This window comes from Nonomuraea pusilla (assembly GCF_900109355.1).
In the GTDB taxonomy this organism is placed as follows: domain Bacteria; phylum Actinomycetota; class Actinomycetes; order Streptosporangiales; family Streptosporangiaceae; genus Nonomuraea; species Nonomuraea pusilla.
The window spans coordinates 22,548-49,461 of sequence record NZ_FOBF01000030.1; the positions used below are offsets into that span (position 1 = coordinate 22,548).

The window sequence follows — 26,914 nt, forward strand, 5'->3', positions numbered from 1 at the left end:
TTCCGGGCGCGCCGCCGGGCGTCAGCGGAAGCGGTTGAGCAGGTGTTCGGCGTCGGCGAAACCGGCCACCACGTCGGCCGCCGTGCGCCGCTCACGGACCATGCCGACGGCCTGCCCCGCGTACACGCAGGCCGTCTCGTAGTCGCCCGCCTCGCGGGCGGCGGCGATCTCGGCGGGGGCGGCCTCGTGCGTCGCCAGCTCCTCCTCGTGGCCCTTCCAGCGCTCGAAGAAGGCGTTGCGCAGGGCGCGCCCGCCGTACTCTGGCGGCCAGTCCAGCCGCTGGGCCACGTCGAAGACCCGCCCGTACGCGGTGTCGGTCTCGGCCGCCGCAAGGACGCGCTCCGCCGCCGCCGGTGGGAGCACGGTCTCGGCGCAGCCCATGAACGCCGTGCCGACCCAGGCGCCCTCCGCCCCGGCGGCGAGGACGGCCGCCAGACCGCGAGCCGTCGCGATGCCGCCGGCGGCGAGCACGGGCACGCGCACGGCGTCGAGGACGCTCTGCAGCAGCGGCAGCGTGGCCACCTCGTTCCTGCCGTGCCCGCCGCCCTCGCCGCCGCGCGCCACGACCGCGTCGACGCCCGCCCGCTCGGCCGCGACGGCCTCCTCGGTGGTGCCCGCCTGGGTGACGACGACGATGCCCGCGGCGCGCAGCTTCCCGAGGTGCTCGGCGTACGGGCCGAAGCTGACCGACACGAGCGCGGGACGGGCCGCGAGCACCGCGTCGAGCTTGGCGGGGTCGCGGGCCAGCGTCCACGCGATGAGCCCGATGCCGTACGGGCGGCCCGCGGCGGCGGCCTCGCCCGCCTGCTCCTCGATCCACGCCGGGGTCACCGCGCCGGAGACCCCGATCATGCCCAGCGCGCCGGCCCGGGAGACCGCGGCGGCCAGCCGGCCCGCGCCCACCCCCGCCATCGGCGCGCCGACCACGGGCACGGTGAGCCCGAACCTGTCGGTGAGCCACGTACGGATCGTCATGGCGCCCCTCTCCCCCGGCCCTGGCCCCAAGATTCCTTCGGGCCACTGTAACCCGGCCTCTTCCGACCGAAATGCCCTCCCCCCAACCTCCGCAAAACCCGGCGGAACACCCCGTAAGCCCTGTGGAATGACAAGCCACATGGCCGATGCGCGGCACCCGCTCGCATGGGCATCCTGGTGGCGGCGGGCCCGGCGCCGGGCCCGCTTCTGAACGTGGAGAGGAGTCACGAAGGGCATGGACATCGCGACTGGACGCCCGATCGTGATCTTGGATAACGGCGCTGTGGGGCAGGTCGTGCTGGCCCAGCGGTCAGAGCGCGCAGGCTTCGTGCTCGTGCTGGTGCTCGGCATGGACGGCACGCTGGTGAGCTGCGAGCTGGGCGGCATCGCCTGCGTCGTGGGGGGCACCCCCTTCTGCCACGACGGCTGAGCAGGCCGGGGGGCCACGCGCGCCCTGCCACCGGAGCCGCCGGAGCGCGCCCGGCCGCCGGGGCCGCTGAGCGCGCCCTGCCGCCGGGGCCGGTGAGCGCGGCCGGCCGCCGTCAGCCGCGCTCGACGACGGCGGCGATCCTGCCGACCGTCTCGAAGTCCTGGGCGAGCAGGTTCTTGGTGATGGCGAGGACGGTGCCGGTGGCGCTGTCCGCGTACGCCATGCTGCCGCCCGCGCCGCCCATGCCGAACACGGTCGGCGTCTCCTCCGGCGCCGACCCCGGCCGCCCGATCGCGTAGCCGAGCCCCCACGCCGACGGCATGCCGAAGACCTCGTCGGGGCCGCTCCAGGCGATCGCGGTCGCCTCGCGCAGCCGCTCGGGGGAGATCAGCCGGATCCCGTCCACCTCGCCGAGCAGCGCGGCGTACATGCGGGCGATCGCCCTGGCCGACGTCTTGCCGCCCGCCGGGATGTCGGCCGACAGGTAGTCGGGGCGGTTGCCCAGCGCGGCCGTCGGCATGAGGCTCATCGGGGCCGCCTTGAACATCGGCAGGTCCTCGGGCATGTCCGCGAAGGCCGACGGGTCCCTGGGGGCGTCCTCCAGCACCGCGAGGCGGTGGTGCTCGGAGGCGGGCATCCCGAAGTAGAGCTCCCGGCCCACGCCGAGGGGGCCGCTCACCTCCTCCAGCAGCACCTGGGAGATGGGCTTGCCGGTGGTGCGCCGGACGATCTCGCCGACGAGGAAGCCGAACGTGTAGGCGTGGTAGCCCATCTTCGTGCCGGGCTCCCACCACAGCTCGGCGTCCTCCAGCGCGGCGACCATGGTCTCCCAGGTGCAGACGTCCTCGGGGGTGGTGTCGAGCGGCACGCCCGGCACGCCGGCGGTGTGCGTGAGCACGTGGCGTACGGTCACGCCCTCCTTGCCGTGCTTGGCGAACTCCGGCCACAGCTCCGCGACGGGCGTGTCGTAGCCGAAGAGCCCGCGCTCGGCCAGGATGTGGGCGACGGTCGCCGTGGCGCCCTTGCCGATGGAGAAGTTGTAGAAGGGCGTGTCGGGGGTGACGGGCCGCCCGGTCGTGGGGTCGGCGACTCCCGCGGCGACGTCCACGACCTGCCGGCCGTCGCGGTAGACGGCCACCTGCAGCCCGCGCTCCTTGCCCGACTCGACCAGCTCGTCGGCGGTCTCCTGCACCAGTTTCTGAAGGTCGCTCATGTCTCCCCGTCCTGTTCGGCTCCGGAACTAGACGGTACCGTACTGACGGAGTACGGAACTGTCCAGTACTCTTTCCGCGAGAAAGAGAGGTCCCATGACAGCGGACATGGAAGAAGGGCGCTCGGCGCGCAAGCGCCGGCAGATCATCGAGGCGGCCAGACCGGTCTTCCTGCGCAACGGCTACGTGGGAGCGAGCATGGACGAGGTGGCCTCGCTCGCGGCCGTGTCGAAGCAGACCGTCTACAAGCACTTCACCGACAAGGAGCAGCTCTTCACCCACCTCGTCCTCGACACGGCCGGCGAGATCGACGGGCTCACCAGGCTCGTCGCGGCGGCCCTCGACGACGGCGACGACCCGGCGGCGTCGCTGCGCACGCTCGCCCGCGCCTTCCTCGACGCCCTCATGCAGCCCGAGGTCCTGCGCCTGCGCCGGCTCGTCATCGCCGAGGCCGACCGCTTCCCCGACCTCGGCCGCGCCTGGTACGAGCAGGGTTTCGAGCGCGTCCTCTCGACCCTGCGCGCCGGCTTCGGACGGCTCGCCGAGCGCGGCCTGCTCCGCCTCGACGACGCCGGGCTCGCCACCGACCACTTCGTGGGCATGCTGCTGTGGATCCCCGTGAACAAGGCGATGTTCTGCGGCGGAGGCGACCACTACGGCCCCGGCGACCTCGACCGCCTCGCCGACGCGGCCGTGGCTGCCTTCCTGCGCGCCTACGGCCCCTGACCGGCGCCTCCGATCGCGGAACGCGCCCGCGCCGACCGCCCCTCAGGGGGCGAGGGGCGGTCAGGCCGGGTAGGCGTGCGTCTCCGTCGCCTTCACCGACGCCCACACCGTGCGGCCGGGCGTGAGGTCCAGCTCCGCCACCGCGGCCGGGGTGACGTCGGCGAACGCGCCGATGGGGCCGTCCAGGTGGACGCGGACGTTGTCGCCGTGCCGTTCGACGCCGTCGATGCGGGCCTGCCAGAGGTTGCGCGGGCTGCCGTCGGGACGCGAACGGTACAGGGCCACAGCGGCCGGCGGGAAGGCCACGAACGCCTGCCCCTCGACCTGCTCGATGGTGCTGAACAGCAGCTCGCCGACCTTGACGCGGCCCCCGTCGCCCGCGCCCCTGTACAGGTTGAGCCCGACCAGCCTGGCCACGTAGTCGGTACGCGGGCGGCGCGCCACGTCGCCCGGCGTGCCCTCCTGGACGACCGCCCCCTCCTCGACGACGACGAGCCGGTCGGCCAGCACCATGGCGTCGAGCGGGTCGTGCGTGACCAGGACGGTGGCGCCGTCGAAGTCCGCCAGGTGGCGGCGGAGCTGGGAGCGGATCTCCAGGCGGGTGTGGGCGTCGAGCGCGGCCAGCGGCTCGTCCAGCAGCAGCAGCCGGGGTCGTACGGCGAGGGCCCTCGCCAGCGCGACCCGCTGGGCCTGCCCGCCGGAGAGCTGCCGCGGCCTGGCGGCGGCGTGGGCGGCCAGGCCGACCCGCTCCAGCAGCGCGGCGGCGGCGCGGCGGGCCTCCGCCTTGGACGCGCCGCGGCAGCGCGGCCCGAACGCGACGTTGTCCAGGGCGGACAGGTGCGGGAAGAGCAGGTAGTCCTGGAAGACCATGCCGACGGGCCGGCGCTCGGCCGGCACCGCGTGCAGGGCCCGCCCGTCGAGACTGATCTCGCCGCCGGGCGACAGCGCGACGAGCCCCGCCAGGGCGCGCAGCGCCGTGGTCTTGCCCGCGCCGTTCGGGCCGAGCAGCGCGACGACCTCACCCGGCGCCACCTCCAGCGCGACGTCCAGGGTGAAGGCGGGCCGCGTCACGACCAGCCGGGCCCGCAGCCCTCCGCCGCTCACGACGCGCTCACCCACCGGTCGCGCAGCCCGGCCAGGATGGCCACGGACACCGCGAGCAGGACGAGACTGAGCACGATCGCGGCCTCCGGTTCGGTCTCCAGGGCGAGGTAGACGGCCAGCGGCATCGTCCTGGTGGTGCCGGGGAAGTTGCCGGCGAAGGTGATGGTCGCGCCGAACTCGCCGAGCGCCCTCGCCCAGCACAGCACCGCGCCCGCCGCCACGCCCGGCGCGATGAGCGGCAGCGTGACGCGGCGGAAGACCGTCCACCGGGAGGCGCCGAGCGTCGCGGCGGCCTCCTCGTAGCGGCGGTCGGCCCCCCGCAGCGCCCCCTCGACGCTGATCACGAGGAACGGCATCGCCACGAACGCCTCGGCGACGACGACGCCCGCCGTGGTGAACGGCAGCGTGACGCCGAACGCCGACTCCAGCCACTGGCCGAGCAGGCCGCGCCGGCCCAGCACCAGCAGCAGGGCGACGCCGCCGACCACGGGCGGCAGCACCAGCGGCACGGTGACCAGCGCCCGGACCACCCTCCTGCCGGGGAACGCCACCCGGGCGAGCAGCCAGGCCAGCGGCACCCCGAGCACCAGGCAGACGGCGGTGGCCAGGGTCGCGCACACCAGCGACAGGCGCAGCGCCTCCAGCACGTACGGCTCGGCCAGCCGCCGCAGCAGTGTCGGCCACGGCGCCCTGACCAGCAGCCCGGCCAGCGGCAGCACCAGGAAGGCCAGCCCGAGCACGGCGGGCACCAGGAGCGCGAGGGGCGCCCGCCCCGACACCCCCCGCTCCCGCGCGGCCCGGCCGCGCCCGCCTGACTTGCCCGCGCCGGAACGGCCGGGGGCCGGGGTCAGCGGAGCGTCCATACGATCACGGCGCCTCGAAGCCCGCCTTGGCGAGCACGTCCTTGCCCTGCGGCGACAGCACCAGGGCGACGAACTGCCCGGCCAGGTCTCCCGACGGCGCCTTGGCCAGGGCGGCGATCGGGTAGTCGTTGACCGCCTTGTCCGCTTCGGGGAAGTCGATGCCCTGCACCTTGCCGCCCGAGGCGATCACGTCGGTCCTGTAGACGAGCGCGGCGTCGACCTCGCCCAGTTCCACCTTGGTGAGCGTGGCCTTGACGTCCTGTTCGAGGGTGACCGGGGTGACCTTCAGCCCGGCCGCGGCGAGCGCCTTCGTCGCCGCCGCGCCGCACGGCACCTGCTCGGCGCAGAGCGCGACCTTCACCTTGGGGTCGGTCAGGTCCTTGAGCTCGTCCACCTTGGCCGGGTTCGCGGCGGGCACGGCGATCTGCAGCTTGTTCCGCACGAACGTGGTGGGGGCCCCCGAGGTGAGCGCGGCGTCGGTGACGGTCTTCATGGTGGCGGGGCTGGCCGCCGCGAACACGTCGGCGGGCGCTCCTTGGGTGATCTGCTGGGCCAGCGTGGCGCTGGAGCCGAAGTTGAACCTGACGGAGGTGCCCGGGTGCGCGGCCTCGAACGCCTTGCCCAGCTCGGTGAAGGTGCCGGTCAGCGAAGCGGCGGCGAACACCGTCACCTGCCGGGCCCCGTCCGCGGCGGCCGGGGACGCCGCGGACGGCTCTCCTGAGCCGCAACCGGACAGGACGGCGAGCGCGACGGGCACGACCGCCGCCCACCGGGAAAGCCGACCGAGAACAGAACCGGACACCGCGTTGGACACCAAGGGGGGCTCCTCTACTGGCTGCCGGCCACGCGTTCGTGGCCTGGGATCTCGACGACGACGTTCGTGGACTTCACCACGGCGACGGCGACCACCCCCGGTTCGAGCCCGAGCTCGTCGGCGGCCTGGCGGCTCATCAGCGACACCACCCGGTACGGCCCCGCCGCCAGCTCGACCTGCGCCATCACCGCGTCCTTGATCACGTCGGTGACGATGCCGCGGAAGCGGTTGCGCGCCGAGGAACGGCCGCCGTCGCCGCCGGTCTCGACCTGGGCGCGGGCGAAGGCGGCCAGGTCGGCGCCCTCGACCAGCCGGTGGCCGTGCTCGTCCCGTGCGGCCGGCAGCCGGCCGGCATCGACCCAGCGGCGGACGGTGTCGGAGCTGACCCCGAGCAGCGCGGCCGCCTCGCTGATCCGGAACGTCGTCACAGATCCTCACCCTACCTCTCGCACATTCAACCCCGAAGACCGGACGGTCATCGCAACAGCGGGGCGATCAGGCGTCGAGCCTTGGCAACCGCGATGCCGATCGTGAGCCGGGGCCGTCGCGCCCGCCGCCGGCCCATCCTCCCGTACACGGACGCAGGCCGCCCCCGAGCGGCACTGGCCCGGGGACGGCCTGGTGGGAGGCGTGGCGGAGGCGGTCGTCAGGCAGAGGGAGCCGGGCTCTCCACCGGGTAGTACGACGCCCAGGCGGCGCGGTCCATGCGGAGGATGCGCAGCCCGATCCAGCCGAGGGCGAGGGTGGGCAGCGTCCACAGCAGGACGGTGACGGGGCCGTACGGCACGAAGAAGTTCGCGACGTTGCTGACGATGACGACCAGGGGCACCCACCAGTGCGTCTCGCCGGCCCGCCAGACGGCGACGGTCAGCAGGGGCAGCCCGATCACCGCGAGCTGGACCCAGGGGACGGTGAAGCCGAACACGACGCCGGGCAGGTCCATCACCTCGTTGAAGAGCCGTTCGGCCTCCTCGGCGGGGTAGTGCCGGCCGAACCACCATTCGACGGGGTCGCCGAGCAGCAGCGCCGACAGGCTGATGTAGCCGATGACGGTCATGGCGCCCGCGATGTTGCCGAGCACGACGGCCTTGCGCCTGACGAGGTGGAGCAGGCCGAAGGCGGCGACGGCGGTGAGCACCCAGCTCCAGTGGTAGAGCGCGGACTGGAGCTGGGCGAGGGCCGGGTTGTCGCCGTAGCTGACGACCTCGCGGTCGTCGCCCCAGGTGCCGGGATCGACGATCACGGCGATCGTCTGGAGGAGGGGTGCGACGATCAGCAGCGTGCCGGCGGCGACGCGCCTGAAGTCGGTGGAGTTCTTGAGCATGGGGGTTCCTAGCCTTGCCGGGCGGCGTGACCAGGTGACGGTAGGCCGTGGACGCGCGCGGCAGCGTCCGCCCGTGGAGTGACTGGCGGTCCGCTTCCAGGTTGAGCTTCCCCTGCGCGAGCCTCCGCCTTAGAATCTGATTCTAGAATCCTTTCCGCTGAGGAGGCGGCGTGAGCGAGCTCAAGGTCACCTGCGACCCCGGAGACGTCGGCTTCGACCCCGCCCGGCTGCGCCGGATCGACGCGCACCTCGCGCGGTACGTGGACGACGGGCGGCTGCCCGGCTGGCTCGTCCTCGTGAGCAGGCGCGGCGAGATCGCCCACCTGTCCGCGTACGGCTCCCGCGACGTCGCCACCGGCGCGCCGGTCGAGACCGGCACCCTGTTCCGGATCTACTCGATGTCGAAGCCCGTCACCTCGGTCGCCGCCATGATCCTGTACGAGGAGGGCGCGCTCGACCTCGACGACCCGGTGAGCAGGTTCATCCCGTCATTCCGCGACCTGCGCGTCCACGAGGGCGGCACCGCCGCCGCCCCGATCACCAGGCCCGTACGCGAGCCCGTGCGCGTGCGGCACCTGCTGACCCACACGGCGGGCCTCGCGTACGGGTTCCAGCACGTCCACGTCGTGGACGAGATCTACCGGCAGGCCGGCTTCAACCGGGGCATGCCGAAGGGCCTCGACCTCGCCCAGACGGCGGACCGGCTGGGCGAGCTGCCCCTGCTGTTCGAGCCCGGCACGCAGTGGAACTACTCCGTCGCCACCGACGTGCTCGGCCGGGTCGTGGAGGTGGCGTCAGGGCGGCCCTTCGCCGCGTTCCTCGCCGAGCGGATCTTCGAGCCGCTGGGCATGACCGACACCGGCTTCCGCGTCGGCAGGGAGCACGCGGAGCGGCTCGCCACGCTCTACAGCCTCGTGCCTGGCGACGGCATGGTGCCGCTCGACATGGGCGACCTCGCGTTCGTCCCGCCGCTCGCGCCGTCCGGGGGCGGCGGGCTGATCTCCACCGCCCACGACTACCACCGCTTCCTCCAGATGCTGCTGCGCGGCGGCGAGCTCGACGGGGTGCGTCTGCTCGGCCCGCGCACGGTGTCGTACATGACGCGTAACCACCTGCCCGGGGGCGCCGACCTGCAGGAGTTCGGCAGGCCGGTGTTCGCCGAGGTGTCGTACGCGGGCATGGGGTTCGGGCTGGGGTTCGGGGTGCTGCTGGACGCGGTGAAGGCCGGGCTGCTGTCCTCCGAGGGCGAGTACAGCTGGGGCGGGGCGGCGAGCACCGCGTTCTGGGTGGACCCGAAGGAGGAGCTGAGCGTGCTCTTCCTCACCCAGCTCCTGCCGTCGAACGCCTACCCCCTCAGGGCCGCCCTGCGGCGGCTGGTCCACCAGGCGCTGGTCGAGTGACCGGTTTGTGAGCCGTCACAGATCTGACAGCCCGGATTTACTTCCCGGTCCAGTTCACAGAAGAGCCGGGGTGGCTCATCGTGTGGGTCTGCGCGCCGAACCGTCCGCGACCCGTGGAGCCGCCATGCGCCGCCGCACGTTCCTCACCGCAGTGTCCGCCGGGCTGGGCGCCGTCGCCTTCTCCGGCGCCGTCTGGCACGAGGCCGCCGCCTCCGCCTCCCGATCCCTCCCGTCCGGCGGCCTGCGCGCAGGCGCTGGCCCCTACGGGCCGCTGGGCGCCGCCGACGCGAACGGCGTGGCGCTGCCCGCCGGGTTCCGCAGCCGGGTCGTGGCCAGGTCGGGCCGCCTGACCGGCGGCCTCCTCTGGCACCCGGCGCCCGACGGCGGCGCGTGCTTCGCCGACGGCGACGGCTGGATCTACGTGTCCAACTCCGAGGTGCCGCTGGTCGGCGGCGCGTCCGCCATCAGGTTCCGCGCGGACGGCTCCATCGAGCGCGCGTACCGGATCCTCGACGGCACCACGCTCAACTGCGCCGGCGGCCGCACCCCGTGGAACACCTGGCTGTCGTGCGAGGAGGTGTTCCGCGGCCGGGTGTACGAGACCGACCCGTACGGCGCCCGCGCCGCCCAGGCGCGCCCGGCGATGGGCAGGTTCAAGCACGAGGCGGCGGCCTGCGACCCCGACCACCGCGCGGTCTACCTGACCGAGGACGAATCCGACGGCTGCCTCTACCGCTTCACCCCCGACGTCTGGGGCGACCTGTCACGCGGCCGGCTGGACGTGCTCTGCGGCACCGGCGGCGACGGCGTCGAGTGGCGGCCCGTGCCCGACCCCACGCCCGGCGTGTTCGAACGGCAGACCCGCCACCAGGTCGCCGCCGCCAGGCACTTCGACGGCGGCGAGGGCTGCCACTACGCCGCCGGCGTCTGCTACTTCACCGCCAAGGGCGACAGGAAGGTCTGGGCGTACGACACCGCGCGGCAGACCGTGACGTCCGTCTACGACGGCGGCGGCACCCTCGACGGCGTCGACAACATCACCGGCCTGCCGTCGGGCGACCTGTACGTCGCCGAGGACGGCGGCAACATGGAGATCAACGTGATCACCCCCGACGGCGTGGTCGCCCCCGTGCTGCGGCTCGACGGGCAGGCCGAGTCGGAGATCACCGGGCCCGCCTTCTCGCCCGACGGCACCCGGCTCTACTTCTCCTCCCAGCGCGGCCCCAGCGGCGAGACGGCGGGCACCGGCGGCATCACGTACGAGGTGACCGGCCCCTTCCGCCGCTGATCCGCCGTCCTCCCCGGATTCCCCACCCCCCACGAATCCCCTGCCAAGGAGTCCCCCATGGTCCGACGGATGCTCGTCCTGCTCGCCGCGGCCGCCCTGGCGCTCGGCCTGACCGGCCCGGCCCGCGCCGTGCAGGGCGAGGTGTACGTGGCGCTCGGCGACTCGGCCGCCGCAGGCCCGCTCGTGCCCGACCAGGTCGTGCCCGACCTCGGCTGCTGGCGCTCCGACCACAACTACGCGCACCTGACGGCCCGCGCGATCGGCGCCGCCGTCCTGCGCGACGTCACCTGCTCCGGCGCCAAGACCAAGGACATGTACCAGTCGCAGAAGACCGACCTCGGCAGCGTCGCGCCGCAGTTCGACGCGCTCCGCGAGGACACGACGCTCGTCACCGTCCAGATCGGGGCGAACGACGTCGGGCTGACCGGCTTCATCGAGGACTGCCTGAACCTGCTCCCGCCGCCCGTCGGCGACCCCTGCAACGACGACTACGTGGTGGACGGGCAGGACAGCTGGCGGGTGAAGACCGACGCGCTGCGCCCGAAGCTGACCGCGCTGGCCGCCGACATCCGCGCCCGCGCGCCCCACGCCCGCGTCTTCCTGGTGGGCTACGCCACGTACGCGCCGCCGAACGGCTGCTACCCGACCGTCCCGATCATCAAGGCCGACGCCAACTACATCCGGGGCACGCTCATGTACTTCAACCAGATGCTGGCCGAGCAGGCCGCCGCGGCCGGGATCGGCTTCATCGACCTGCAGACGCCCAGCGTCGGGCACGACCCGTGCGCGAGTCCCGGCGTCCGCTGGATCGAGCCGTACGTGCCCGCCTCCCCCGCCGCCCCGTTCCACCCGAACGGTCTCGGGATGAAGAACTTCGCCACGATCGTGACGGCCGCCGTCACGGGCGCGCTCTCGCAGACCTGAGCCTGCGCGCGGCCAGCGCCGCCCCGATCCGCTGCAGGTGCGCCGGGTCCAGCGGGTCGAGCCCGGTGAGGGCGACGGCCCTGCGCAGCCGGTAGTCCACGGTGTTCGGGTGGACGTGCAGCACCTCCGCCGCCCGCCGCCGGTCCAGGCCGGTGTCGAGGTACACCTTCAGCGTCCTCAGCAGGTCGGGGTTGTCCAGCAGCGGGTCGAGCAGCCCGGCGAGCGCGTCCGTCGCGGCGCTCGACCTGCTGAGCTGGTACTCCAGCAGTACGTCCACCAGCCGGTACGCGCCGGGCGGGCGCTCGAACAGCCTGGCCACCTCCAGCACCTCCTCCGCCAGCCGGGCCGCGGCCGGCACGGCCTCGGGCGCCGCGGGCTCGGCGGCGAGCCACACCGGGGCTCCCGCGGCCTGCGTGACGCGGGCGGCCAGCTCCTCGACGGCGCACCGGTCGGGGTCGGCGCCGGGCAGCGGCACCAGCGCGAGCCCCCCGGCGGTGTCGAGCACGGACAGCACCTGCTCGGCGGCCTGCCGCTGGAGCGCCCTCCTGATCCTGTTCAGCTTGCGGCGTCCCGCGATCCGGCCGCCGTCCGGCTGCTCGCGGGGGTGCTCGTCGGGGTGCGGGCCGACGGCGAGGGCCACGACGAGGTAGCGCGGCGCGAGCCGCACCCCGGCGAGCGCCGCCCGGTCGCCGCCGAGCAGCGCCGACACGGTCGCGTGCATGGCGTGCTGCTCGTGGCTCAGCACGCCCTCGCGCTCCTCCAGGTACGCGGCGCTGACCGAGACGGTGACGGCCTCCAGGTAGGCCAGGACGATCGTGTGCGCGGCGAGGACGTCGTCGAGGTCGGCGGGGGTGGCGGCGGCGAACAGGTGCTCCCACACGCGGCGTGCGCCGAGGTGGTAGGCGGCGAGCAGCGCCTCCAGCGGCACCCCCTCCTGGGCGCGTCTGGCCGCAGACGCGCGCACGGGCGCGAGCTCGGCCCCGGTGGGCGGGCGGCCGTCGCGGAACATGCGGCCGATCAGCCGCAGGTTGTGCTCGGTGATGCCGGTGATGTCGCCGTCGAGCTCCTCCTGGGGCAGCCTGCGGTAGAGGGGGATCTCGTCGGCGAAGCCGCGGACGAGCTGCCGGGCCAGGCGGGTGGTCTGGCGTTCGAGCAACTCGTGCACGGGACACCCGGCCAGGGTGAGGGCGCGGACCACGCTCGAACCCTCCCAAACAGGACACCGTTCCGCAACGAACTCCACCCACCCGGCATCCCCGCCCGGGAAGTGCCGTCCGGACACGAGGCCGGGGTTCGGGGGAAGCAGGGGCCGGGGTGCGGGTGGCGGGGAGGGGCGCCGGCACCGGGGAGGCGCGGACCGGGCGCAGGGGCGGAGGTTCGGGGAGGCGCGGGGGTGGCCGGGCCTTCTATGATGCGCGGCATATGGGGAGAAACGTCAGGCTTGTGCTGCTGAGGACCGCGAGGCCGCTGATCGTCGCGGCGGCGGTCCTGGCCGGCGTGCGCGCGCCCGGCCCGCGCGGGCTCGTCTCCCGGGTGCTGGAGCAGGTGGCCGTCCACGCCGCCCTGACCGCGCTGATCGGCGCCGCCTACTTCGGCATCATCGCGGCGGGCCGCTGGTCGCAGCCGTGGCTCGGCTCCGACCTGAGCCGCTGGTGGGGGCTCGCTGCCGCGCTCGCCGCGGGCGCGCTCTTCCATCCCTTGCGCCTGCGCCTGCGCGAGGCGGCGAGCCGCCTGTTCGGCACCTGGCACGACCCGTACCGGCTGGCCGACCTGGTGAGCCGGACGGTGCAGGAGGCGGAGGGCCCCGTGGAGGCGCTGGCGTCGGCGGCGTCGTGGGTGCGGCGCGCGCTGGGGGCGCGTGGCGTGGCCGTGGAGGTACCGCTGCCCGGCGGCCGGACGCGTACCGTCGTGGACGGCGAGGTCCCCGCCCAGGACCCCGGCGACGGCCCCGCCGACGACGGCGGGCACGCGGCGGTGCCGCTGGTCTGGCACGGCCGGCACGTCGGGCTCCTGCTCGTCAGGGGCGAACCGCGCGACGCCGGCCTGCTGGACATCCTCGCCAGGCAGCTCGCCGAGGTGGCCCACGCGGTACGCCTCAGCGCCGACCTGCAGCGCTCCCGTGAGCGCATGCTCGTCACCAGGGAGGAGGAGCGGCACCGGCTGCGCCGCGACCTCCACGACGGCCTCGGCCCGACCCTCACCAGCCTCGCCATGAGCGTCGACGAGGCGCGACTCACCCTCGCCCGCGACCCGGACGCCGCCGAGACCCTGCTCAGCAGGGCCCGCAGGCAGATGACGGAGGCCGTCATGGACGTCAGGAACCTCGTCTACGGCCTGCGGCCACCCGGGTTGGACCGTTCCCAGCTGGACGAGCTGGGCCTGGAGGGCGCGCTGCGGACGCTGGCCGCCGCGCCGGGGCCCCGGGTGGACGTCGTGGCGACGGGCGCGCCCGCCGAGGTGCCCGCCGCCGTGGAGGCGGCCGCGTACGAGATCGCCAGGGAGGCGCTGGCCAACGTCCGCAGGCACGCCCGCGCCACGACCGCCCTGGTGCGGCTGGAGCAGCGGGAGGACGCGCTCAGGCTCACCGTCTCCGACGACGGCCTCGGCCTGCCCGAGCAGCGCCGCCAGGGGGCGGAGCTGATGCGGCAGCACGCCGAGCGGGCGGGCGGGGCCTGCGAGCTCGCGGTCAGGCCGGGCGGCGGCACCGAGGTGACCGCCCTCCTCCCTCTCGGAGCCCCCCGATGACCGTTCCGTGCCCTCCCGCCGAACCCGTGGAGGCCGGGCCGTCGCCGCGGCGGTGGCGGGTCGCCGTCGCCGCCGCCTGGGCGGTCGCGGCGGCGGCGCTGGTCGCCACGCTCCTGGCCGCGTGGCTGTCGGCGCAGGTGCCGTGGGACGTGGACGGCGACGGCGTCGACCCGATCGGCCTGATGTACCCGGCGGCCGGGGCGTTCCTCATCTCCCGGCGGCCCCGCCTGCTGTTCCCCTGGCTCATGTGGGGCACCGGCGTGGTCTGGGCGGCGTGGTCGCTGCTGTACTCCCTGTCCCACTGGACGGCGGCGTTCACGTCCGGCGTGCCCGTCTACATCGGGTGGCCGGCGCTGTGGCTGTGGCTGTGGGCGGTGCCGACGTTCAGCGCCGTCATGCCGCTGCTGTTCCCCGACGGGCGGCCGCCGTCCAGGCGGTGGCGTCTCGTCCTGTACGCCGACCTCACGCTCATGGTGGGCCACTCGCTGATGCTCGGGCTGGCCCCCGACCCGTCGTTCGAGCTGGGCGTGCCGATGGACAACCCGTTCGGGGTGGCGGCGCTCGGCACGATCCCGCAGACGGTGGAGTCGTGGATCGCCCTGCCGATGCTCGCGCTGTCCGTGCTCGGCGTGGTCTCGCTCGGCTTCAGGTACCGGGCCGCCGCGCCGGAGGTGCGCCGCCAGATCGCCTGGTACTTCTACGCGATGGTGATCTACGTGGCGTTCTGGGCGGTCAGTAGCGGGGACGACCCGGTGATGGCGTTCCTGCGCGTGTTCCTCGCGGGCGGCATCCCCATCGCCGTGATCGCCTCGGTGCTGCGCCACCAGCTCTACGGCATCAGGCTCATCCTCAACCGCACCCTCGTGTACGGCTCGCTGGCGCTCGTCATGGGCGTCACGTACTCGGTGCTCATCTGGGCGGGCAGCAGCTTCGCGGGCGACTACGGGGCGGTGGCCGGGCTGGCGGCGGCGATGGCGACGGGCGCGGTGTTCCACCCGGTGCGGCTGCGGCTGCAGCGGTCGGTCGACCGGCTGTTCGACGTGGAGCGCGACCCGTACAAGGCGGCCGACCTGCTGAGCCGGGCCGTGCAGCGGGCGGGCGACCCCGCGGAGGCGCTGGCGGAGGCGATCTCGCTGGTGCGGGCGGCGTTCGGCGCGCGCGGCGCGGCGGTCGAGGTGTGGGGCGAGCCCGCGTTGTCGTTCACGGACGGCGCGCTGGGCCACCGGATGCGGGCGGTCGAACTGCTCTGGCACGGCGAGCGGGTGGGCCGGCTGCTGCTCGCCGGCGCCCGCCCCGCCAGGGAGCAGCAGGCCGTCATGGCCAAGCACCTGGCCGAGCTGGCCCACGCCGTACGGCTCAGCACCGACCTGCGCCAGTCGCGCGAGCGCATCAGCGCCACCAGGGACGAGGAGCGGCGCAGGCTCGGCAGGGAGCTGCACGACGGGCTCGGTCCCGCCCTGACCAGCGTCACGATGACGCTGGACGAGGCGCGGCGGCGGCTGGAGCGCGACCCGGGGTCGGCGGGCGAGCTGCTGGCCCGGGTGCGGGAGGAGATGACGGGCACGCTGGTGTCGGTGCGCGAGCTGGTGTACGGGCTGCGCCCGCCCGTCCTGGACGAGCTCGGCCTCGCGGGGGCGCTGCGCGCGTTCGGCGCGGGGCCGGGGCCGCGGGTCGAGGTGCGGGTGGACGGCTCGCTCGACGGGCTGCCCGCCGGGGTGGAGATGGCGGCGTACCGGATCGCGCAGGAGGCGCTGACGAACGCGCGCCGCCACGCGGGGGCGGCGTCGGTGGTGGTGGCCTTCCTGCGGGAGGCGGAGGCGCTGCGGCTGACCGTGGCGGACGACGGGAAGGGCCTGCCCGACGCGCCGTCGCCGGGGGTGGGGCTGACGTCGATGCGGGAGCGCGCCGCCGAGATCGGGGGCGCCTGCGAGATCGCCCCGCGTCCCGGCGGCGGCACCGAGGTGAGCGCCCGGCTCCCCCTGCCGCCGCTCGACCCGCCGCCCGCCGCGTCGCCCTGAGGCCGGTCAGTCCTGGGCGGGGAGGACGAGGTGGGGGCGCAGGGCGAGGAGCAGGCCGAGCGTGGCGTACCCGATGACCAGGTGGACGCCGCCGACCCAGCGGCCGGCCTGGTCGCCGAGGGCGATGAACGTCGGCACCGTCACGACGGCCCAGCTCTCGGCGATCAGCGGCCACCAGCGCAGCCGGCCGCGCCAGCGCCCGGCGAACGCCAGCTTGACGCCGATCACCATCATGCCGAGCATGGACAGCGGCCAGAAGACGTCGAGCACCTGCATCACCGCGATGTCCTGCAGGTCCTCGGGCATGGTGCCGTGCACCACCGAGTAGAGGCTCGCCAGCGTGAGCAGCACCAGCTCGACGCGGAGCATGATCCGCGCGGCCCGCGACCCTCCGGTGGCCAGGGTGCGCGTCTGCACGGCCAGCAGCGCGAACACGCCGATCTGGAAGGCGAACCCGGTCAGGTCGTCGACCCGTTCCTTCCAACCGGTGTTGTGGGTGCCGACCACGAAGATGCTCGTGGCCCAGACGAGCGTGCCGGCAGCGAGCGTCGCGCCGAGCCTGCGCACGGTGGCGGCGCTGATCGAGGGCGTCCGCGGCTCGGGGGTTCCCGCGGGCACGTCGGTGCGGGCCCTGGCCGGGGTGGTGCTGATGCGGGGGTCCATGGTGGTCCTTTCTGTGCTGCGTCCCAGGCTGTCGGCGGCGGGCCCCGGGACGGCAGAGCCCGGTGTCCCGTTCACGGCGGGACAGCCGTCCCGGGACGTGGGGACGCCCCATCGGGTGTAATGCCTGCGTGAAACATGCGGATCGTGGCCTTTTGCCCGGTGTGCTGATGGTGGTCGGCGTGGCCCTCGCCGCCACCGCCGTCGCCGTGGACGTGCGGTGCGCGGCCGTGCACGTCCCCCCTGCCGCCGAACTGGAGGCCGGCTGGCCGTCGGCACTGGCCGGGCTCGCGCAGCTCGTGCCCGGCACGCTGCTGCTGCGCCGCCTGCCGCGCCACCCGGTCGCCTGGGCGCTGACCGGGTTCGGGCTGCTGTGGCTCGCCAACGGGTTCGCCGAGAGCTGGTCGACGTACGCCCTCTACGCCGACCCGGGCGCCCCCGGCGCCGCCGCGGCGTACTGGTTCTACTCCCGCCTCGGCGCGGCGCTGCTGCTCGGGCTGCCGCTGCTGATCCTGCTGTTCCCCGACGGGCGGCTGCCCCGCGCCCCGCTGTGGCGCCGCCTGTCCGTCGCCAGCCTCGTGCTCACCGGGCTGCTGCCCGCGCTGCTCGTCACCGCCCCCATGTCCGTGATGGAGCGCTACCACGGCGCCGCGCTGCCACCCGAGATCACCCGGCTCGGCCTGGACGCGTTCGCCGTGCCGCTCCCGTACGCCGCCTGGAAGCCCGCGCTCGACGTCGCGTACGCGGCGGTGCTGGTCAGCGTGGTGGTGCCGTTCGCCGTGCTGGTGCGCCGCTACCGGGCGGCCGGGCAGGAGCGGCGGGCGCAGATCCGCTGGCTGGTGTGGGCGGCGCTGGTGGACCTGCTGGTGCTGTTCACGCCGCTCACGCTGCCGCCGCAGGTGCCCGGGGTGCTGCTGGCCGTGGCCATCGCGCTGACCTGCGCCGCCGTCGTCGTGGCCGTCACCAAGTACCGCCTGTACGACGTGGACCGGCTGCTGTCGGCCACCCTCGCGTACGGCGCGCTCGGCGCGGCCGTCGTGCTGGTGGACGTGGCGGTGTTCACCGTGGCCGGGAGCGTCCTGGGCGAGCGGGACTCCGCGCTGGCCGCCATCGCCATCGTCGCCGTCGTGTACGCGCCGCTGCGCACCTGGCTGTGGCGGCTGGCCAGGCGGCTGGTCCGCGGCACCGGCGGCGACCCGTACGCGGCCGTCTCGACCCTGGCCGAGCGGCTGGAGCTCGCCACCGACCCCGACCAGCAGCTCGTCGCCGTGGCGAGGACGCTGGCCGAGGCGTTCCGCCTGTCGTACGTGCGGGTGGAGATCGAGCGGCCCGGCGGCGAGCGGTCGGCGGTGGAGCGGGGGTCGCCGCGCGGGCCGCGGGTGTCGCTGCCGGTCGCCTACCGGGGGGAGACGGTGGGGCGGCTGGTGCTGTGCCGTACCGACCTGACCGATCGCGACCAGCGACTGCTGGGCGACCTGGTACGCCAGGCCGCGGCGGCGGCCAGGGCCAGCGAGCTGAGCACCGACCTGCAGCGCATCCGCGCCCGGCTGGTCATGGCCCGCGAGGAGGAGCGCCGCAGGCTCCGCCGCGACCTGCACGACGGGCTCGGCCCGAGCCTGGGCGCTGCGGCGCTGCGCATCGAGGCGGCCCGCAACCTGGCGGGCACCGACCCCGAGCAGGCCGACCGCATCCTGGAGCAGACGGCGGCCGAGGTCGCCGGCGTGCTGGCGGACGTGCGCAGGCTCGTGCACGACCTGCGCCCGCCCGCGCTGGACGAGCTGGGCGTGCTCGGCGCGATCGAGCAGCAGGCCGACAGGTTCCGCTCGCCCGCGCTGAAGGTGGCGGTGGACGGTGAAGGGCCGCTGGATATGCTGCCCGCGGCAGTGGAGGTGGCGGCGTACCGGATCGTGTCCGAGGCGCTGGCGAACGCCGCGCGGCACTCGGGCGCGGCGCGCTGCGCGATCAGGCTGAGCGTGCGCGAGGGGAGGCTCGACGTGGCGGTACGCGACGACGGCGCGGGCATCGGGCCCGACGTGGCGGCGGGCGTCGGCATGCTCTCGCTGCGCGAGCGCGCGACCGAGCTGGGCGGCGACTGCGCGGTGAGCTGCCCGCCGGAGGGCGGCACGCTCGTCACGGCCCGGCTGCCGCTGGAGGCCGCCGGTGCGTGAGCAGCAGGGGCCCGAGCGGCAGGCGCCCGCGCGGCAGGTGCGGGTGGTCCTGGCCGACGACCATCCCGTCTACCGCGACGGGCTGGCGCTGCTGCTCGGCTCGATCCCCGGCGTGGAGGTGTCGGGCACCGCCGCCGACGGCGCCCAGGCGGTCGCACTGGCCGGCGAGCTGCAGCCCGACGTGGTCGTCATGGACGTCCGCATGCCCGGACTCGACGGCATCGAGGCCACCCGGCGCATCGTGGCCGACAGCCCGCACATCGGCGTGGTCGTCCTGACCATGTCGGAGGACGACGCCACGCTGTTCGCCGCCATGCGCGCCGGCGCCCGCGGCTACCTGCTCAAGGGCGCGGGACAGGCGGAGATCGTGCGCGCCATCACCGCCGTCGCGCACGGCGAGGCGATCTTCGGCCCGGCCGTGGCCCGCCGCGTCGCCGACTTCTTCGCCGGGCCCGCCTCGGACGAGACGGTCTTCCCCCAGCTCACGCCGCGCGAACGGGAGATACTCGCGCTGGTCGCCGCCGGGCGGTCGAACCAGCAGATCGCCTCGGCGCTGTTCCTGTCGCCGAAGACCGTGCGCAACAACGTGTCCAACATCTTCGCGAAACTGCACGTCGCCGACCGGGCGGAGGCCATCGTCCGGGCCAGGGAGGCGGGATTCGGCCGCTGAGGTGAGCCGTTCGCCGCTCCCGTGCGTCAAAGGGACATGAGCAACTGGCGATTCCTGCTGCTGCCCGCGCTGCTGCTGGCCCTGGCGGCGCCCCCGGCCGAGGCGGCGGCCACACGTCCGAAGGTGCTGGTGGACCTGCGCGAGGAGGGCGGCTTCGCGGGGCTGAAGGACCGCGTGACCGTCTACACCGACGGCTGCGCCCGCTTCAGCAGGCGTACCGGGCCGGTCGTGCGCAGGTGCCTGACGCGGGCCGAGCTGCGGGGCCTGCGCGGCGCGCTCGGGCACCTGCAGGTCGGCGGCTCGGAGCCGCAGCCGCAGGGGGCGGACTTCCTCGCGTACACGCTGTCCTACAAGGGCCACCGCGCGACCCGCTACCGCCTTCCGGAGACCTGGCAGCCGGTCGTGGGGCGGCTGGAGAAGGCGCTGACGAAGTACTGGAAGGCCGGCTGACCGTTCTCCATCAAGTGATTGACCGGGAGGGCCCAGCCGAACTACGTTCTGCTGCATGACACCTGCGGACAGCGGACAGGCCGCCGCGATCCTCAAGGTGGCGACCACGCTGTTCGCCGCGCTCGGCTACGACGGCACGTCCACGCGCCAGATCGCCGACGCGGCGGGGCTGAACATCGCCACCGTGAACTACCACGTCGGCGGCAAGCGGGAGCTGTACCTCGCGGTCATGGAGGCCGCCCACCGGGCCGAGAAGGCGGCGCTCGACGACGCGCTCGGGCGCCTGCCCGGCGGCGACCCGGTCGGGGCGATCCACCGGCTGGTCGACGACTACCTCGACTTCTGCGTGGACAACCCCGAGGTGCCCGCCCTGTGGATGCACCGCTGGCTCTCCGACGCCGGCGACATCACCGAGCTGGAGCGCCAGTACGTGCAGCCGCTGGTGACCTCGGTGACCGCCGCGCTCGCGCCCGCGCTCGGCTCCGGCGTCATCGACCCCGAGGTGGACGTGGAGTACGCCATCTGGACGGTCATCTGGTGCGTCCACGGCTTCGCCAAGGGCGGCGTGCTCGACGGCGACGGCCGCCGCAGGAGCGCCGGCGACCGGGCGGCGCTGCGCCGCTTCCGCGCCCACCTCCACCGCACCCTCCACCTCGCCCTCGGCCTCCCCGGCCCCACCCCGTGACCCGCCCCCCGGAAGACCCCGCTCCGGGGACCCGCCCCTTACCGCCCTCCGCCCGGGAGAAGACCACCCACCCGGAGGCGCACTCCCCCGCGCGGAAGGACCTCCGCGTGGAGAGGGCCTCCCCCACCCGGGAGGACGCTCGCCCCGAGGGGGCCCGCCCGGGTGGTGGGCGGCTGCTCGGGTACGGCGTGGGGTCGGTCGGCACCGGCGTCTTCTCGGCCGTCCCCGGCCTGCTGCTCCTGTACTACCTGACCGACACCCTGGGCGTCCCCGCCGCCGTCGGCGGAGCCGTCCTGACCCTGCCCAAGATCTGGGACGTCCTGCTCAACCCGCTGGTCGGCGCGGCCAGCGACCGCGAGGCCGTCAGGACGGGACGCAGGACGCGGCTGCTGGCCGCCGGCTCCGCCGCGCTGCCGGTGGCGTTCGCGCTGATGTTCGCCGTGCCGGGCGGCATCGCGGGCGGCCTGCCCGGCGCGGTCTGGGCGGGCGCGGCGTTCCTGCTGGCCGCCACCGCGTTCGCCTGCTTCCAGGTGCCGTACGTGGCCCTGCCCGCCGAGATGTCGGGCAGCCCGGCGGTACGTACGCGGATCATGTCGTGGCGGGTGGTCTGCCTGACCGTCGGCATCCTGGTGGCGGGCGGGCTGGCCCCGGCGGTCGTGGACCTCTCGGGAGGCGGCAGGCCCGGTTACGCCGTCATGGGTGCGTCGGTCGGCGCGGTGATGGCGGCGGCGCTGGTGACGGCGACGCTCTCGACCCGCTGGGTGGAGTCCCGGCCAGGCCCCAGGCCGCTCGGCCTCGTGGCGGCCCTGCGCCTGGCCAGGGGCAGCCGGCCGTTCTTCGCCCTGCTGGCGGCGTTCGTGACGCAGGCGCTGGCGGTGGCGGTCATGCTGGCGGGCGCGCCGTACGTGGCGTCGTACCGGCTGGGCGACTACGGGCTGACGTCGCTGATGTTCGTCTGCCTGGTCGGGCCGAGCATCCCGGCCGTGCCGGCCTGGGCGCGCCTGGCCCGCAGGTACGGCGCGGTGCGCTGCTACCTCGCGGCGTCGGCGGCCTTCTGCGCGGTGGCGGTGGCGCTGGTGCCGTCGGTCGCGGCGGGCGGCCTGGCGGCGACGCTGGGGCTGACCGCGCTGGCGGGGGTCTGCTACGCCGCGCTGCAACTGCTGCCGCTGTCGCTGCTGCCCGACACCGTCCACGCCGACGCCGCCCGCACCGGGCACGCGCAGGCGGGCGCGTTCACGGGGCTGTGGACGGCGGGCGAGACGGCCGGGCTGGCGCTCGGCCCGGGGCTGTTCGCGGGGGTGCTCGCCGTGTCGGGGTTCGTGTCGGCTCCGGTGGAGACGCCGGTCGCCCAGCCGCCGTCCGCGCTCACCGGGCTGCTGCTCGGCTTCACCGCGCTGCCCGCCCTGCTGATGCTGATCAGCCTGCCGTTCGTCGTCCGCTACGGCAGGCTCGCCCGCGAGAAGGAGACCGTGTGAACCTGCCTGCCGCCGGACGCGCCGCCGAGGAGCTGCTCGCCGAGATCGCCCGCATGAAGGCGCACGACCTGCCGGTACGAGGCGGCCAGGTGACGGCCTACGTGTACGACACGGGCCGCGCCGAGGTGCACGACGCGGCGATCCGCGCCTACGTCGAGATGCTGGAGGTCAACTGCCTCGACCCGACGGCGTTCCCGAGCGTGGTGGAGATGGAGAAGCAGGTCGTGGGCGCGGTCGCGGACCTGCTCGGCGGCGGCCACGGCGTCTTCACCAGCGGCGGCACCGAGTCGATCATGCTGGCCGTGAAGGCGGCCCGCGACCTGGCGGGGCGGCCCGACCCCGTCGTGGTGCTGCCGGTCACCGCGCACCCGGCCTTCCACAAGGCGGCCCACTACCTGGGGGTCGAGGTGCGGGCCGTGCCGGTGGACCTGGAGACGTACAAGGTGACGGCGCGGGCGGTGCGGGAGGCGATCGACGAGCGGACGGTGCTGGTGGTGGCGTCGGCGCCGTCGTACCCGCAGGGCGTGATCGACCCGGTGGAGGAGGTCGCGGCGGTGGCGGCGGCGGCCGGGGTGCCGTGCCACGTCGACGCGTGCGTGGGCGGCTGGCTGCTGCCGTGGCTGCGGGCGGCGGGCGCGCACGTCCCGCCGTTCGACCTGTCGGTGCCGGGCGTGACGTCGATCTCGTGCGACCTGCACAAGTTCGGTTACGCGCCGAAGGGCGCCTCGGTCGTGCTGTTCGCCGACCCGGCGGCGCGGCGCGGGGCGTACTTCGCCTCGGCGGCCTGGCCGGGCTACACCGTGATCAACGCGACCGTGCAGAGCTCCAGGTCGGCGGGGCCGCTGGGCGGAGCGTGGGCCACGCTGCAGGCGCTGGGCCGTGAGGGGTACGAGGCGCTGGGCCGGGCCACGCTGGAGGCGGCGAGGAGGCTGCGCGAGGGGGTCGCGGCGATCCCCGGGCTGCGGGTGCTGGGCGAGCCCGAGTCGTCGCTCGTGGCGTTCACCGGCTCGGACGTGGACGTGTTCGTGCTGGCCGACGAGGCGCGGTCGCGCGGCTGGTTCCTGCAGCCGCAGCTGTCGTACGCGGGCATCCCGGCGAACCTGCACGTCACCGTGACCGGCGTGACGCTCGCGGGTGTGGACGCCATGCTCAAGGTCATCGCCGAGTCGGCCGAGGCGGCCAGGGGGCGCGGCCCGGTGCGGCTGCCGGACGGGCTGGTGGAGCTGATCGCGGGCATGGACCTGGACGCGCTCGACGACGCGACGTTCGCGGAGCTCGCCGCGTCGGTGGGCGTGGACCTCCGGCCGGAAGCAGGCGGCGCGGGGATGGCGACGGTCAACACGGTGCTGGACGCACTGCCCGCCGCCGCCCGGGAGGCCGTGCTCGTGCGTTTCCTGTCGGTGCTCTACTCCTAGGGACGGAGCCGGGAGCCTGCCCGCCGCCCGCCCGGCCCAGGCGATCGGAGGAGCCGGAGCTCAGCGGGCGGGCGGTGGCGCGCGGCTACACTCGGCCGGGTGTCCAGACGACAGGAGATCGCCGACGTGGCGATCGGGCTCCTCGCCGCGGAGGGCGTGCGCGGTCTGACCCACCGCGCCGTCGATCGGGCGGCAGGCCTGCCGCAGGGCTCCACGTCGTACTACTTCCGCACGCGGCAGGCGCTGCTCCAGGCCGCGGTCGAACGCCTGGCCGAGCACACCGCCGCCGAGGTCGCCGCGCTGCGGCGGCGGCTGCAGGCGTCCGCGGGCGGGCGGGAGGGCCTGGTCGAGGCGGTGGCCTGGCTCGTCGGACAGTGGCTCACGACCAGCCGCGACCGCCAGCTGGCCAGGTACGAGCTCTCGCTGGAGGCCACCCGCCGCCCGGAACTGCGCGAGGTGCTCGCGGCCAACCGCGCCCACCTGCGCGCCCTCGCCACCGGGCTGCTGGACGCTTCCGGCATCCCCGACGCCGGCGTGTGGGCCGGCGACCTGATCGCGTACGCCGACGGCCTGCTTCTGGACCGGCTGTTCACCCAGGACCCCGGCGCGGCGGTCCCCGACCTGCGTCCCAAGATCCGCGCACTGCTCGCCACCGTCGGCGAGCGCTGACCCGCTCACCCGGCATCCCCTGAGGGCACCGGCGCCCGCCTCCGATACTCTACGCCTGTAGAGCCTCTACAGATGTAGAGGGTCCCGTGTCCGCGAGGAGCCGATCATGACCCTTGTCTTCCCCGTCGACCGCCCGTCGCCCTTCGACCCGCCGGAGGACCTGCGACGCTGGCGGGAACAGGCGCCCCTGCACCCCATGAGCTATCCGGGCGGCCACGAGGGCTGGCTCGTGACCGGATACGCGGCCGCGCGCGCCGTGCTGGCCGACCCCCGCTTCAGCAGCAGGCTGGAGAACCTGCGCTGGCCGATCGCCTGGGAGGGGCTCGACCCCGACGGCTTCGTCCAGCCGCCGGGCTTCTTCCTGCAGCTCGACCCGCCCGACCACACCCGCCTGCGCCGCCACCTGTCCGCCCAGTTCACCGTGCGGAGGCTGAACGCGCTGGAGCCCGCGATCGAACGGATCACCGCCCAGACCCTCGACGCCATGGCGGCGAAGGGCGCGCCCGCCGACCTGGTGCAGGAGTTCGCCCTGCCCGTGCCCTCCCTGGTCATCTGCGAACTGCTCGGCATCCCGTACGCCGACCGCGACCGCTTCCAGCGCGACTCCGCCGCCGCCCTGCGTGTCGGGTCCACCAAGGAGGAGGTCACCACGGCGATGACCTCCCTGTTCGGCTACCTGTACGAGCTCGTCGCCGCCAAACGCGCCCAGCCGGCGGACGATCTGCTCAGCGGCCTGGTCACGGGCGGGGAGCTGCCGGCCGAGGAGATCACCGGCATGGCGATGCTGCTCCTGGTCGCCGGCCACGAGACCACGGCCTCCATGCTCGGCCTCGGCACGTACGCGCTGCTGGAGCACCCGCGCCAGCTCGCCGCGCTGCGCGCGGACCCCTCCCTCTGGGACGGCGCGGTCGAGGAGCTGCTGCGTCACCTGTCCGTCGCCCACCTCGGGCCGCTCCGGGCCGCCCTGGAGGACGTCGAGATCGCCGGGCGGACGATCAGGAAGGGCCAGGTGGTGACGCTCTCCATCCCCGCCGCCAACCGCGACCCCGAGCGCTTCGACGACCCCGAGACGCTGGACGTCACCAAACCCGCCAGATCCGGCCACCTGGCCTTCGGCCACGGCATCCACCAGTGCCTCGGCCACCAGCTCGCCAGGATCGAGATGCGCGTCGCGTACCGGGCGCTGTTCGACCGCTTCCCGCACCTGCGGCTGGCGGTGCCGCCGGAGGAGGTGCCCATGCGTACGGACATGACGATCTACGGCGTGCGCCGCCTGCCCGTCTCCTGGTGACCGAGGGGCGCAGGCCCCCGCGGCGAGCTGCGCCCCGACCTCTACGTCGAGGCGCTGTTCGACCAGCTCTCCGGAGCGCTGTACTACGCGTCCTCGTCACCGGGCTGCCGGTGGACCGCGCGTACGCGGAGCGACTCACCGCCACCGCGCTGCGCGGTGCCGCCCGAGAGAGGAACTGACCGACATGTCGATCTTCACCGCGAAGACCGTGCCGTTTCGCTCGACGATGGTGACCTCGCGGAGGTAGTGGGCGGCATTGATCTGATCGCCGAGTCGTTCCCGGGGTTTCTCGAATACCCATGCGAGCGTCCGTAGATCCGTACACTCATGGCCGTGCAGCTCAGGTACAACGTCCGCCTCTACCCGACGCCGGGCCAGCGTCAAGCCCTCGCACGGGCGTTCGGGTGCGCCAGGGTGGTGTTCAACGACGGGCTGCGCGCACGGCAGGCCGCCCGGGAACAAGGCCTGCCGTACATCGGCGACGGTGACCTGTCCAAGCGGGTGATCACCGAGGCGAAGAAGTCTCCGGAACGCTCCTGGCTGGGTGAGGTGTCCGCCGTGGTGTTACAGCAGGCGCTCGCCGACCTGAACACCGCCTGCCGCAACTTCTTCGCCTCGCTGTCAGGCAAGCGGAAGGGGCCGAAAGTGGCTGCGCCCCGCTTTCGGTCCAAGAGGGACAACCGGCAGGCGATCCGCTTCACCAAGAACGCCCGCTTTGCCATCACCCCAGGCGGGGAGCTGCGGCTGCCGAAGATCGGTGACGTCGCGGTGCGCTGGTCGCGTGCCCTGCCCGCCGAACCGTCCTCGGTGACGGTGGTCAAGGACGCGGCGGGGCGGTACTTCGCCTCGTTCGTGGTCGAGGTCACCGAAAAGCCTCTCCCGCGGGCCGCGCCAGAGGCCGGGATCGACCTCGGGCTGGGGCACTTCGCCGTCCTGTCCGACGGGCGGAAGATCGGCTTCCCGCGTTTCCTGCGCCGGGCCGAGAAGAAACTCAAGCGGCTCCAGCGGGCGCTCGCTCGCAAGGCCAAGGGGTCGAACAACCGGGCCAAGGCCCGGCTGAAGGTTGCCCGCCAGTACGCGAAGGTCGCCGATGCGCGCCGCGAGTTCCACCACCGGGAATCCACGAAGCTGATCCGCGAGAACCAAGCGATCTACGTGGAAGACCTGGCCGTGAACGGACTGGCGCGTACCCGGCTGGCCAAGAGCGTGCACGACGCGGGCTGGTCGGCGTTCGTCGGGATGCTGGAGTACAAGGCTCGCCTGTACGGGCGTACGTTCCACCGGATCGACCGGTGGTTCCCCTCCTCCAAGCTCTGCTCGGCATGCGGAGCAGTGGCCGAGTCGATGCCGCTGAACGTCCGGTCGTGGACCTGCCCCTGCGGGGCGGTCCACGACCGGGACGTCAACGCCGCGAAGAACATCCTCGCCGCCGGACGGGCGGAGAGGTTAAACGCCTCTCACGAAAGTGGGCGGGACGGCGCACGCCGTTCCGGTGGAGGGCAGGTAAGACCACCTCACCAGGTGGCACAACCCGTTGAAGCAGGAAGCCTCAGAGGTGCCGCATGAACACGCGGCACGGACTGAATCCTCGGCTTTCAAGCCGGGGAGC

The 26,914-nt window shown here is 74.3% G+C and carries 25 protein-coding genes; 16 read left to right on the top strand and 9 right to left on the bottom strand.

The features are described from left to right. Positions 1 to 21: 21 nt before the first annotated feature. A complete protein-coding gene (locus tag BMX74_RS39095) occupies positions 22 to 975 on the bottom strand; it encodes an NAD(P)H-dependent flavin oxidoreductase (RefSeq protein ID WP_055509251.1) in 954 nt (317 codons plus the stop codon). A 235-nt stretch (positions 976 to 1,210) separates the two neighbouring features. Between BMX74_RS39095 and BMX74_RS43545 the strand changes: the two genes are divergently transcribed. Beyond that, positions 1,211 to 1,405: a hypothetical protein gene (locus BMX74_RS43545; RefSeq protein ID WP_055509249.1), complete on the top strand. Its 195-nt coding sequence runs from the start codon at positions 1,211 to 1,213 to the stop codon at positions 1,403 to 1,405. Positions 1,406 to 1,517: 112 nt separating this feature from the next. Here the strand turns inward: BMX74_RS43545 and BMX74_RS39100 are convergent, their stop codons facing one another. Next, entirely contained in the window at positions 1,518 to 2,618 is a 1,101-nt protein-coding gene (locus BMX74_RS39100) for a serine hydrolase domain-containing protein (protein ID WP_091105499.1), read from the bottom strand. 94 nt (positions 2,619 to 2,712) lie between these two features. On the opposite strand from BMX74_RS39100, the gene BMX74_RS39105 reads away from it, so the two are divergent. Then, positions 2,713 to 3,342 (top strand): TetR/AcrR family transcriptional regulator, encoded by a 630-nt coding sequence (locus BMX74_RS39105; RefSeq protein ID WP_091105500.1) that lies wholly within the window; start codon positions 2,713 to 2,715, stop codon positions 3,340 to 3,342. 60 nt (positions 3,343 to 3,402) lie between these two features. On the opposite strand, the gene BMX74_RS39110 is transcribed toward BMX74_RS39105, so the two are convergent. From BMX74_RS39110 to BMX74_RS39130, 5 genes are all read right to left on the bottom strand, one after another. Then, positions 3,403 to 4,446: an ABC transporter ATP-binding protein gene (locus BMX74_RS39110; protein ID WP_236715132.1), complete on the bottom strand. Its 1,044-nt coding sequence runs from the start codon at positions 4,444 to 4,446 to the stop codon at positions 3,403 to 3,405. After that, positions 4,443 to 5,309: an ABC transporter permease gene (locus BMX74_RS39115; RefSeq protein ID WP_055509241.1), complete on the bottom strand. Its 867-nt coding sequence runs from the start codon at positions 5,307 to 5,309 to the stop codon at positions 4,443 to 4,445. Before BMX74_RS39115 ends, BMX74_RS39110 begins: the two co-directional genes overlap by 4 nt. Before the next feature lie 4 nt (positions 5,310 to 5,313). Beyond that, positions 5,314 to 6,123: a molybdate ABC transporter substrate-binding protein gene (gene modA, locus BMX74_RS39120; protein ID WP_256257550.1), complete on the bottom strand. Its 810-nt coding sequence runs from the start codon at positions 6,121 to 6,123 to the stop codon at positions 5,314 to 5,316. A 14-nt stretch (positions 6,124 to 6,137) separates the two neighbouring features. Further along, positions 6,138 to 6,551, bottom strand: a complete 414-nt coding sequence (locus BMX74_RS39125) for a TOBE domain-containing protein (RefSeq protein ID WP_055509238.1) — start codon at positions 6,549 to 6,551, stop codon at positions 6,138 to 6,140. A gap of 218 nt (positions 6,552 to 6,769) precedes the next feature. Next, positions 6,770 to 7,447 carry a hypothetical protein gene (locus tag BMX74_RS39130; RefSeq protein WP_055509236.1) on the bottom strand — a complete coding sequence of 226 codons (678 nt, stop codon included), beginning with the start codon at positions 7,445 to 7,447 and terminating at the stop codon, positions 6,770 to 6,772. 170 nt (positions 7,448 to 7,617) lie between these two features. Here BMX74_RS39130 and BMX74_RS39135 point away from each other — a divergent pair, with 170 nt between their 5' ends. The 3 genes from BMX74_RS39135 to BMX74_RS39145 all read left to right on the top strand — a co-directional run bounded on the left by BMX74_RS39135 (position 7,618) and on the right by BMX74_RS39145 (position 11,059). After that, on the top strand, positions 7,618 to 8,847 hold the full coding sequence (locus BMX74_RS39135) for a serine hydrolase domain-containing protein (protein ID WP_055509234.1): 1,230 nt from the start codon (positions 7,618 to 7,620) through the stop codon (positions 8,845 to 8,847). A 124-nt stretch (positions 8,848 to 8,971) separates the two neighbouring features. After that, positions 8,972 to 10,135, top strand: a complete 1,164-nt coding sequence (locus BMX74_RS39140) for an alkaline phosphatase PhoX (protein ID WP_055509232.1) — start codon at positions 8,972 to 8,974, stop codon at positions 10,133 to 10,135. Between the two features lie 57 nt (positions 10,136 to 10,192). Continuing rightward, a complete protein-coding gene (locus BMX74_RS39145; protein WP_055509230.1) occupies positions 10,193 to 11,059 on the top strand; it encodes an SGNH/GDSL hydrolase family protein in 867 nt (288 codons plus the stop codon). Here the strand turns inward: BMX74_RS39145 and BMX74_RS39150 are convergent. After that, the gene (locus tag BMX74_RS39150; protein ID WP_091105502.1) at positions 11,034 to 12,257 is read right to left on the bottom strand and encodes a PucR family transcriptional regulator; all 1,224 of its coding nucleotides are present in this window, start codon (positions 12,255 to 12,257) and stop codon (positions 11,034 to 11,036) included. The two genes, BMX74_RS39145 and BMX74_RS39150, sit on opposite strands and share 26 nt — an antisense overlap. A 245-nt stretch (positions 12,258 to 12,502) precedes the next feature. Between BMX74_RS39150 and BMX74_RS39155 the strand changes: the two genes are divergently transcribed. Further along, positions 12,503 to 13,804, top strand: coding sequence for a sensor histidine kinase (locus BMX74_RS39155; RefSeq protein WP_236715130.1), 1,302 nt, complete (start codon positions 12,503 to 12,505; stop codon positions 13,802 to 13,804). Beyond that, entirely contained in the window at positions 13,801 to 15,822 is a 2,022-nt protein-coding gene (locus tag BMX74_RS39160; protein WP_091105503.1) for a sensor histidine kinase, read from the top strand. Before BMX74_RS39155 ends, BMX74_RS39160 begins: the two co-directional genes overlap by 4 nt. A gap of 6 nt (positions 15,823 to 15,828) precedes the next feature. Here BMX74_RS39160 and BMX74_RS39165 read toward each other — a convergent pair whose 3' ends face one another. Beyond that, positions 15,829 to 16,485: a hypothetical protein gene (locus BMX74_RS39165; RefSeq protein ID WP_091105505.1), complete on the bottom strand. Its 657-nt coding sequence runs from the start codon at positions 16,483 to 16,485 to the stop codon at positions 15,829 to 15,831. Positions 16,486 to 16,646: 161 nt separating this feature from the next. On the opposite strand from BMX74_RS39165, the gene BMX74_RS39170 reads away from it, so the two are divergent. The 9 genes from BMX74_RS39170 to BMX74_RS39210 all read left to right on the top strand — a co-directional run bounded on the left by BMX74_RS39170 (position 16,647) and on the right by BMX74_RS39210 (position 26,871). Beyond that, entirely contained in the window at positions 16,647 to 18,650 is a 2,004-nt protein-coding gene (locus tag BMX74_RS39170; RefSeq protein WP_091105507.1) for a sensor histidine kinase, read from the top strand. Beyond that, complete coding sequence (locus tag BMX74_RS39175) at positions 18,643 to 19,320, top strand: response regulator transcription factor (RefSeq protein ID WP_256257551.1); 678 nt, start codon at positions 18,643 to 18,645, stop codon at positions 19,318 to 19,320. The genes BMX74_RS39170 and BMX74_RS39175 overlap by 8 nt, the downstream gene beginning before the upstream one ends. A gap of 36 nt (positions 19,321 to 19,356) precedes the next feature. After that, complete coding sequence (locus BMX74_RS39180; RefSeq protein WP_055509216.1) at positions 19,357 to 19,770, top strand: hypothetical protein; 414 nt, start codon at positions 19,357 to 19,359, stop codon at positions 19,768 to 19,770. A 55-nt stretch (positions 19,771 to 19,825) separates the two neighbouring features. Next, positions 19,826 to 20,455: a TetR/AcrR family transcriptional regulator gene (locus tag BMX74_RS39185; protein ID WP_055509214.1), complete on the top strand. Its 630-nt coding sequence runs from the start codon at positions 19,826 to 19,828 to the stop codon at positions 20,453 to 20,455. 107 nt (positions 20,456 to 20,562) lie between these two features. Further along, positions 20,563 to 21,930 (top strand): MFS transporter, encoded by a 1,368-nt coding sequence (locus BMX74_RS39190; protein ID WP_091105509.1) that lies wholly within the window; start codon positions 20,563 to 20,565, stop codon positions 21,928 to 21,930. Then, positions 21,927 to 23,345, top strand: a complete 1,419-nt coding sequence (locus BMX74_RS39195; protein WP_055509212.1) for a pyridoxal phosphate-dependent decarboxylase family protein — start codon at positions 21,927 to 21,929, stop codon at positions 23,343 to 23,345. Before BMX74_RS39190 ends, BMX74_RS39195 begins: the two co-directional genes overlap by 4 nt. Before the next feature lie 99 nt (positions 23,346 to 23,444). Beyond that, the gene (locus BMX74_RS39200; RefSeq protein WP_055509210.1) at positions 23,445 to 24,014 is read left to right on the top strand and encodes a TetR/AcrR family transcriptional regulator; all 570 of its coding nucleotides are present in this window, start codon (positions 23,445 to 23,447) and stop codon (positions 24,012 to 24,014) included. Between the two features lie 106 nt (positions 24,015 to 24,120). After that, the gene (locus tag BMX74_RS39205) at positions 24,121 to 25,305 is read left to right on the top strand and encodes a cytochrome P450 (protein ID WP_091105510.1); all 1,185 of its coding nucleotides are present in this window, start codon (positions 24,121 to 24,123) and stop codon (positions 25,303 to 25,305) included. A 333-nt stretch (positions 25,306 to 25,638) separates the two neighbouring features. Then, the gene (locus BMX74_RS39210) at positions 25,639 to 26,871 is read left to right on the top strand and encodes an RNA-guided endonuclease InsQ/TnpB family protein (protein WP_143078926.1); all 1,233 of its coding nucleotides are present in this window, start codon (positions 25,639 to 25,641) and stop codon (positions 26,869 to 26,871) included. Positions 26,872 to 26,914: the final 43 nt, after the last annotated feature.

Excerpts from the sequence above, each read along its gene's own strand:
- BMX74_RS39140 (WP_055509232.1), top strand. The coding sequence starts at position 8,972 with ATGCGCCGCCGCACGTTCCTCACCGCAGTGTCCGCCGGGCTGGGCGCC.
- BMX74_RS39165 (WP_091105505.1), bottom strand. The coding sequence starts at position 16,485 with ATGGACCCCCGCATCAGCACCACCCCGGCCAGGGCCCGCACCGACGTG.
- BMX74_RS39205 (WP_091105510.1), top strand. The coding sequence starts at position 24,121 with ATGACCCTTGTCTTCCCCGTCGACCGCCCGTCGCCCTTCGACCCGCCG.
- BMX74_RS39160 (WP_091105503.1), top strand. The coding sequence starts at position 13,801 with ATGACCGTTCCGTGCCCTCCCGCCGAACCCGTGGAGGCCGGGCCGTCG.
- BMX74_RS39180 (WP_055509216.1), top strand. The coding sequence starts at position 19,357 with ATGAGCAACTGGCGATTCCTGCTGCTGCCCGCGCTGCTGCTGGCCCTG.
- BMX74_RS39145 (WP_055509230.1), top strand. The coding sequence starts at position 10,193 with ATGGTCCGACGGATGCTCGTCCTGCTCGCCGCGGCCGCCCTGGCGCTC.
- BMX74_RS39185 (WP_055509214.1), top strand. The coding sequence starts at position 19,826 with ATGACACCTGCGGACAGCGGACAGGCCGCCGCGATCCTCAAGGTGGCG.
- BMX74_RS39130 (WP_055509236.1), bottom strand. The coding sequence starts at position 7,447 with ATGCTCAAGAACTCCACCGACTTCAGGCGCGTCGCCGCCGGCACGCTG.
- BMX74_RS39105 (WP_091105500.1), top strand. The coding sequence starts at position 2,713 with ATGACAGCGGACATGGAAGAAGGGCGCTCGGCGCGCAAGCGCCGGCAG.
- BMX74_RS43545 (WP_055509249.1), top strand. The coding sequence starts at position 1,211 with ATGGACATCGCGACTGGACGCCCGATCGTGATCTTGGATAACGGCGCT.
- BMX74_RS39100 (WP_091105499.1), bottom strand. The coding sequence starts at position 2,618 with ATGAGCGACCTTCAGAAACTGGTGCAGGAGACCGCCGACGAGCTGGTC.
- BMX74_RS39115 (WP_055509241.1), bottom strand. The coding sequence starts at position 5,309 with ATGGACGCTCCGCTGACCCCGGCCCCCGGCCGTTCCGGCGCGGGCAAG.
- BMX74_RS39095 (WP_055509251.1), bottom strand. The coding sequence starts at position 975 with ATGACGATCCGTACGTGGCTCACCGACAGGTTCGGGCTCACCGTGCCC.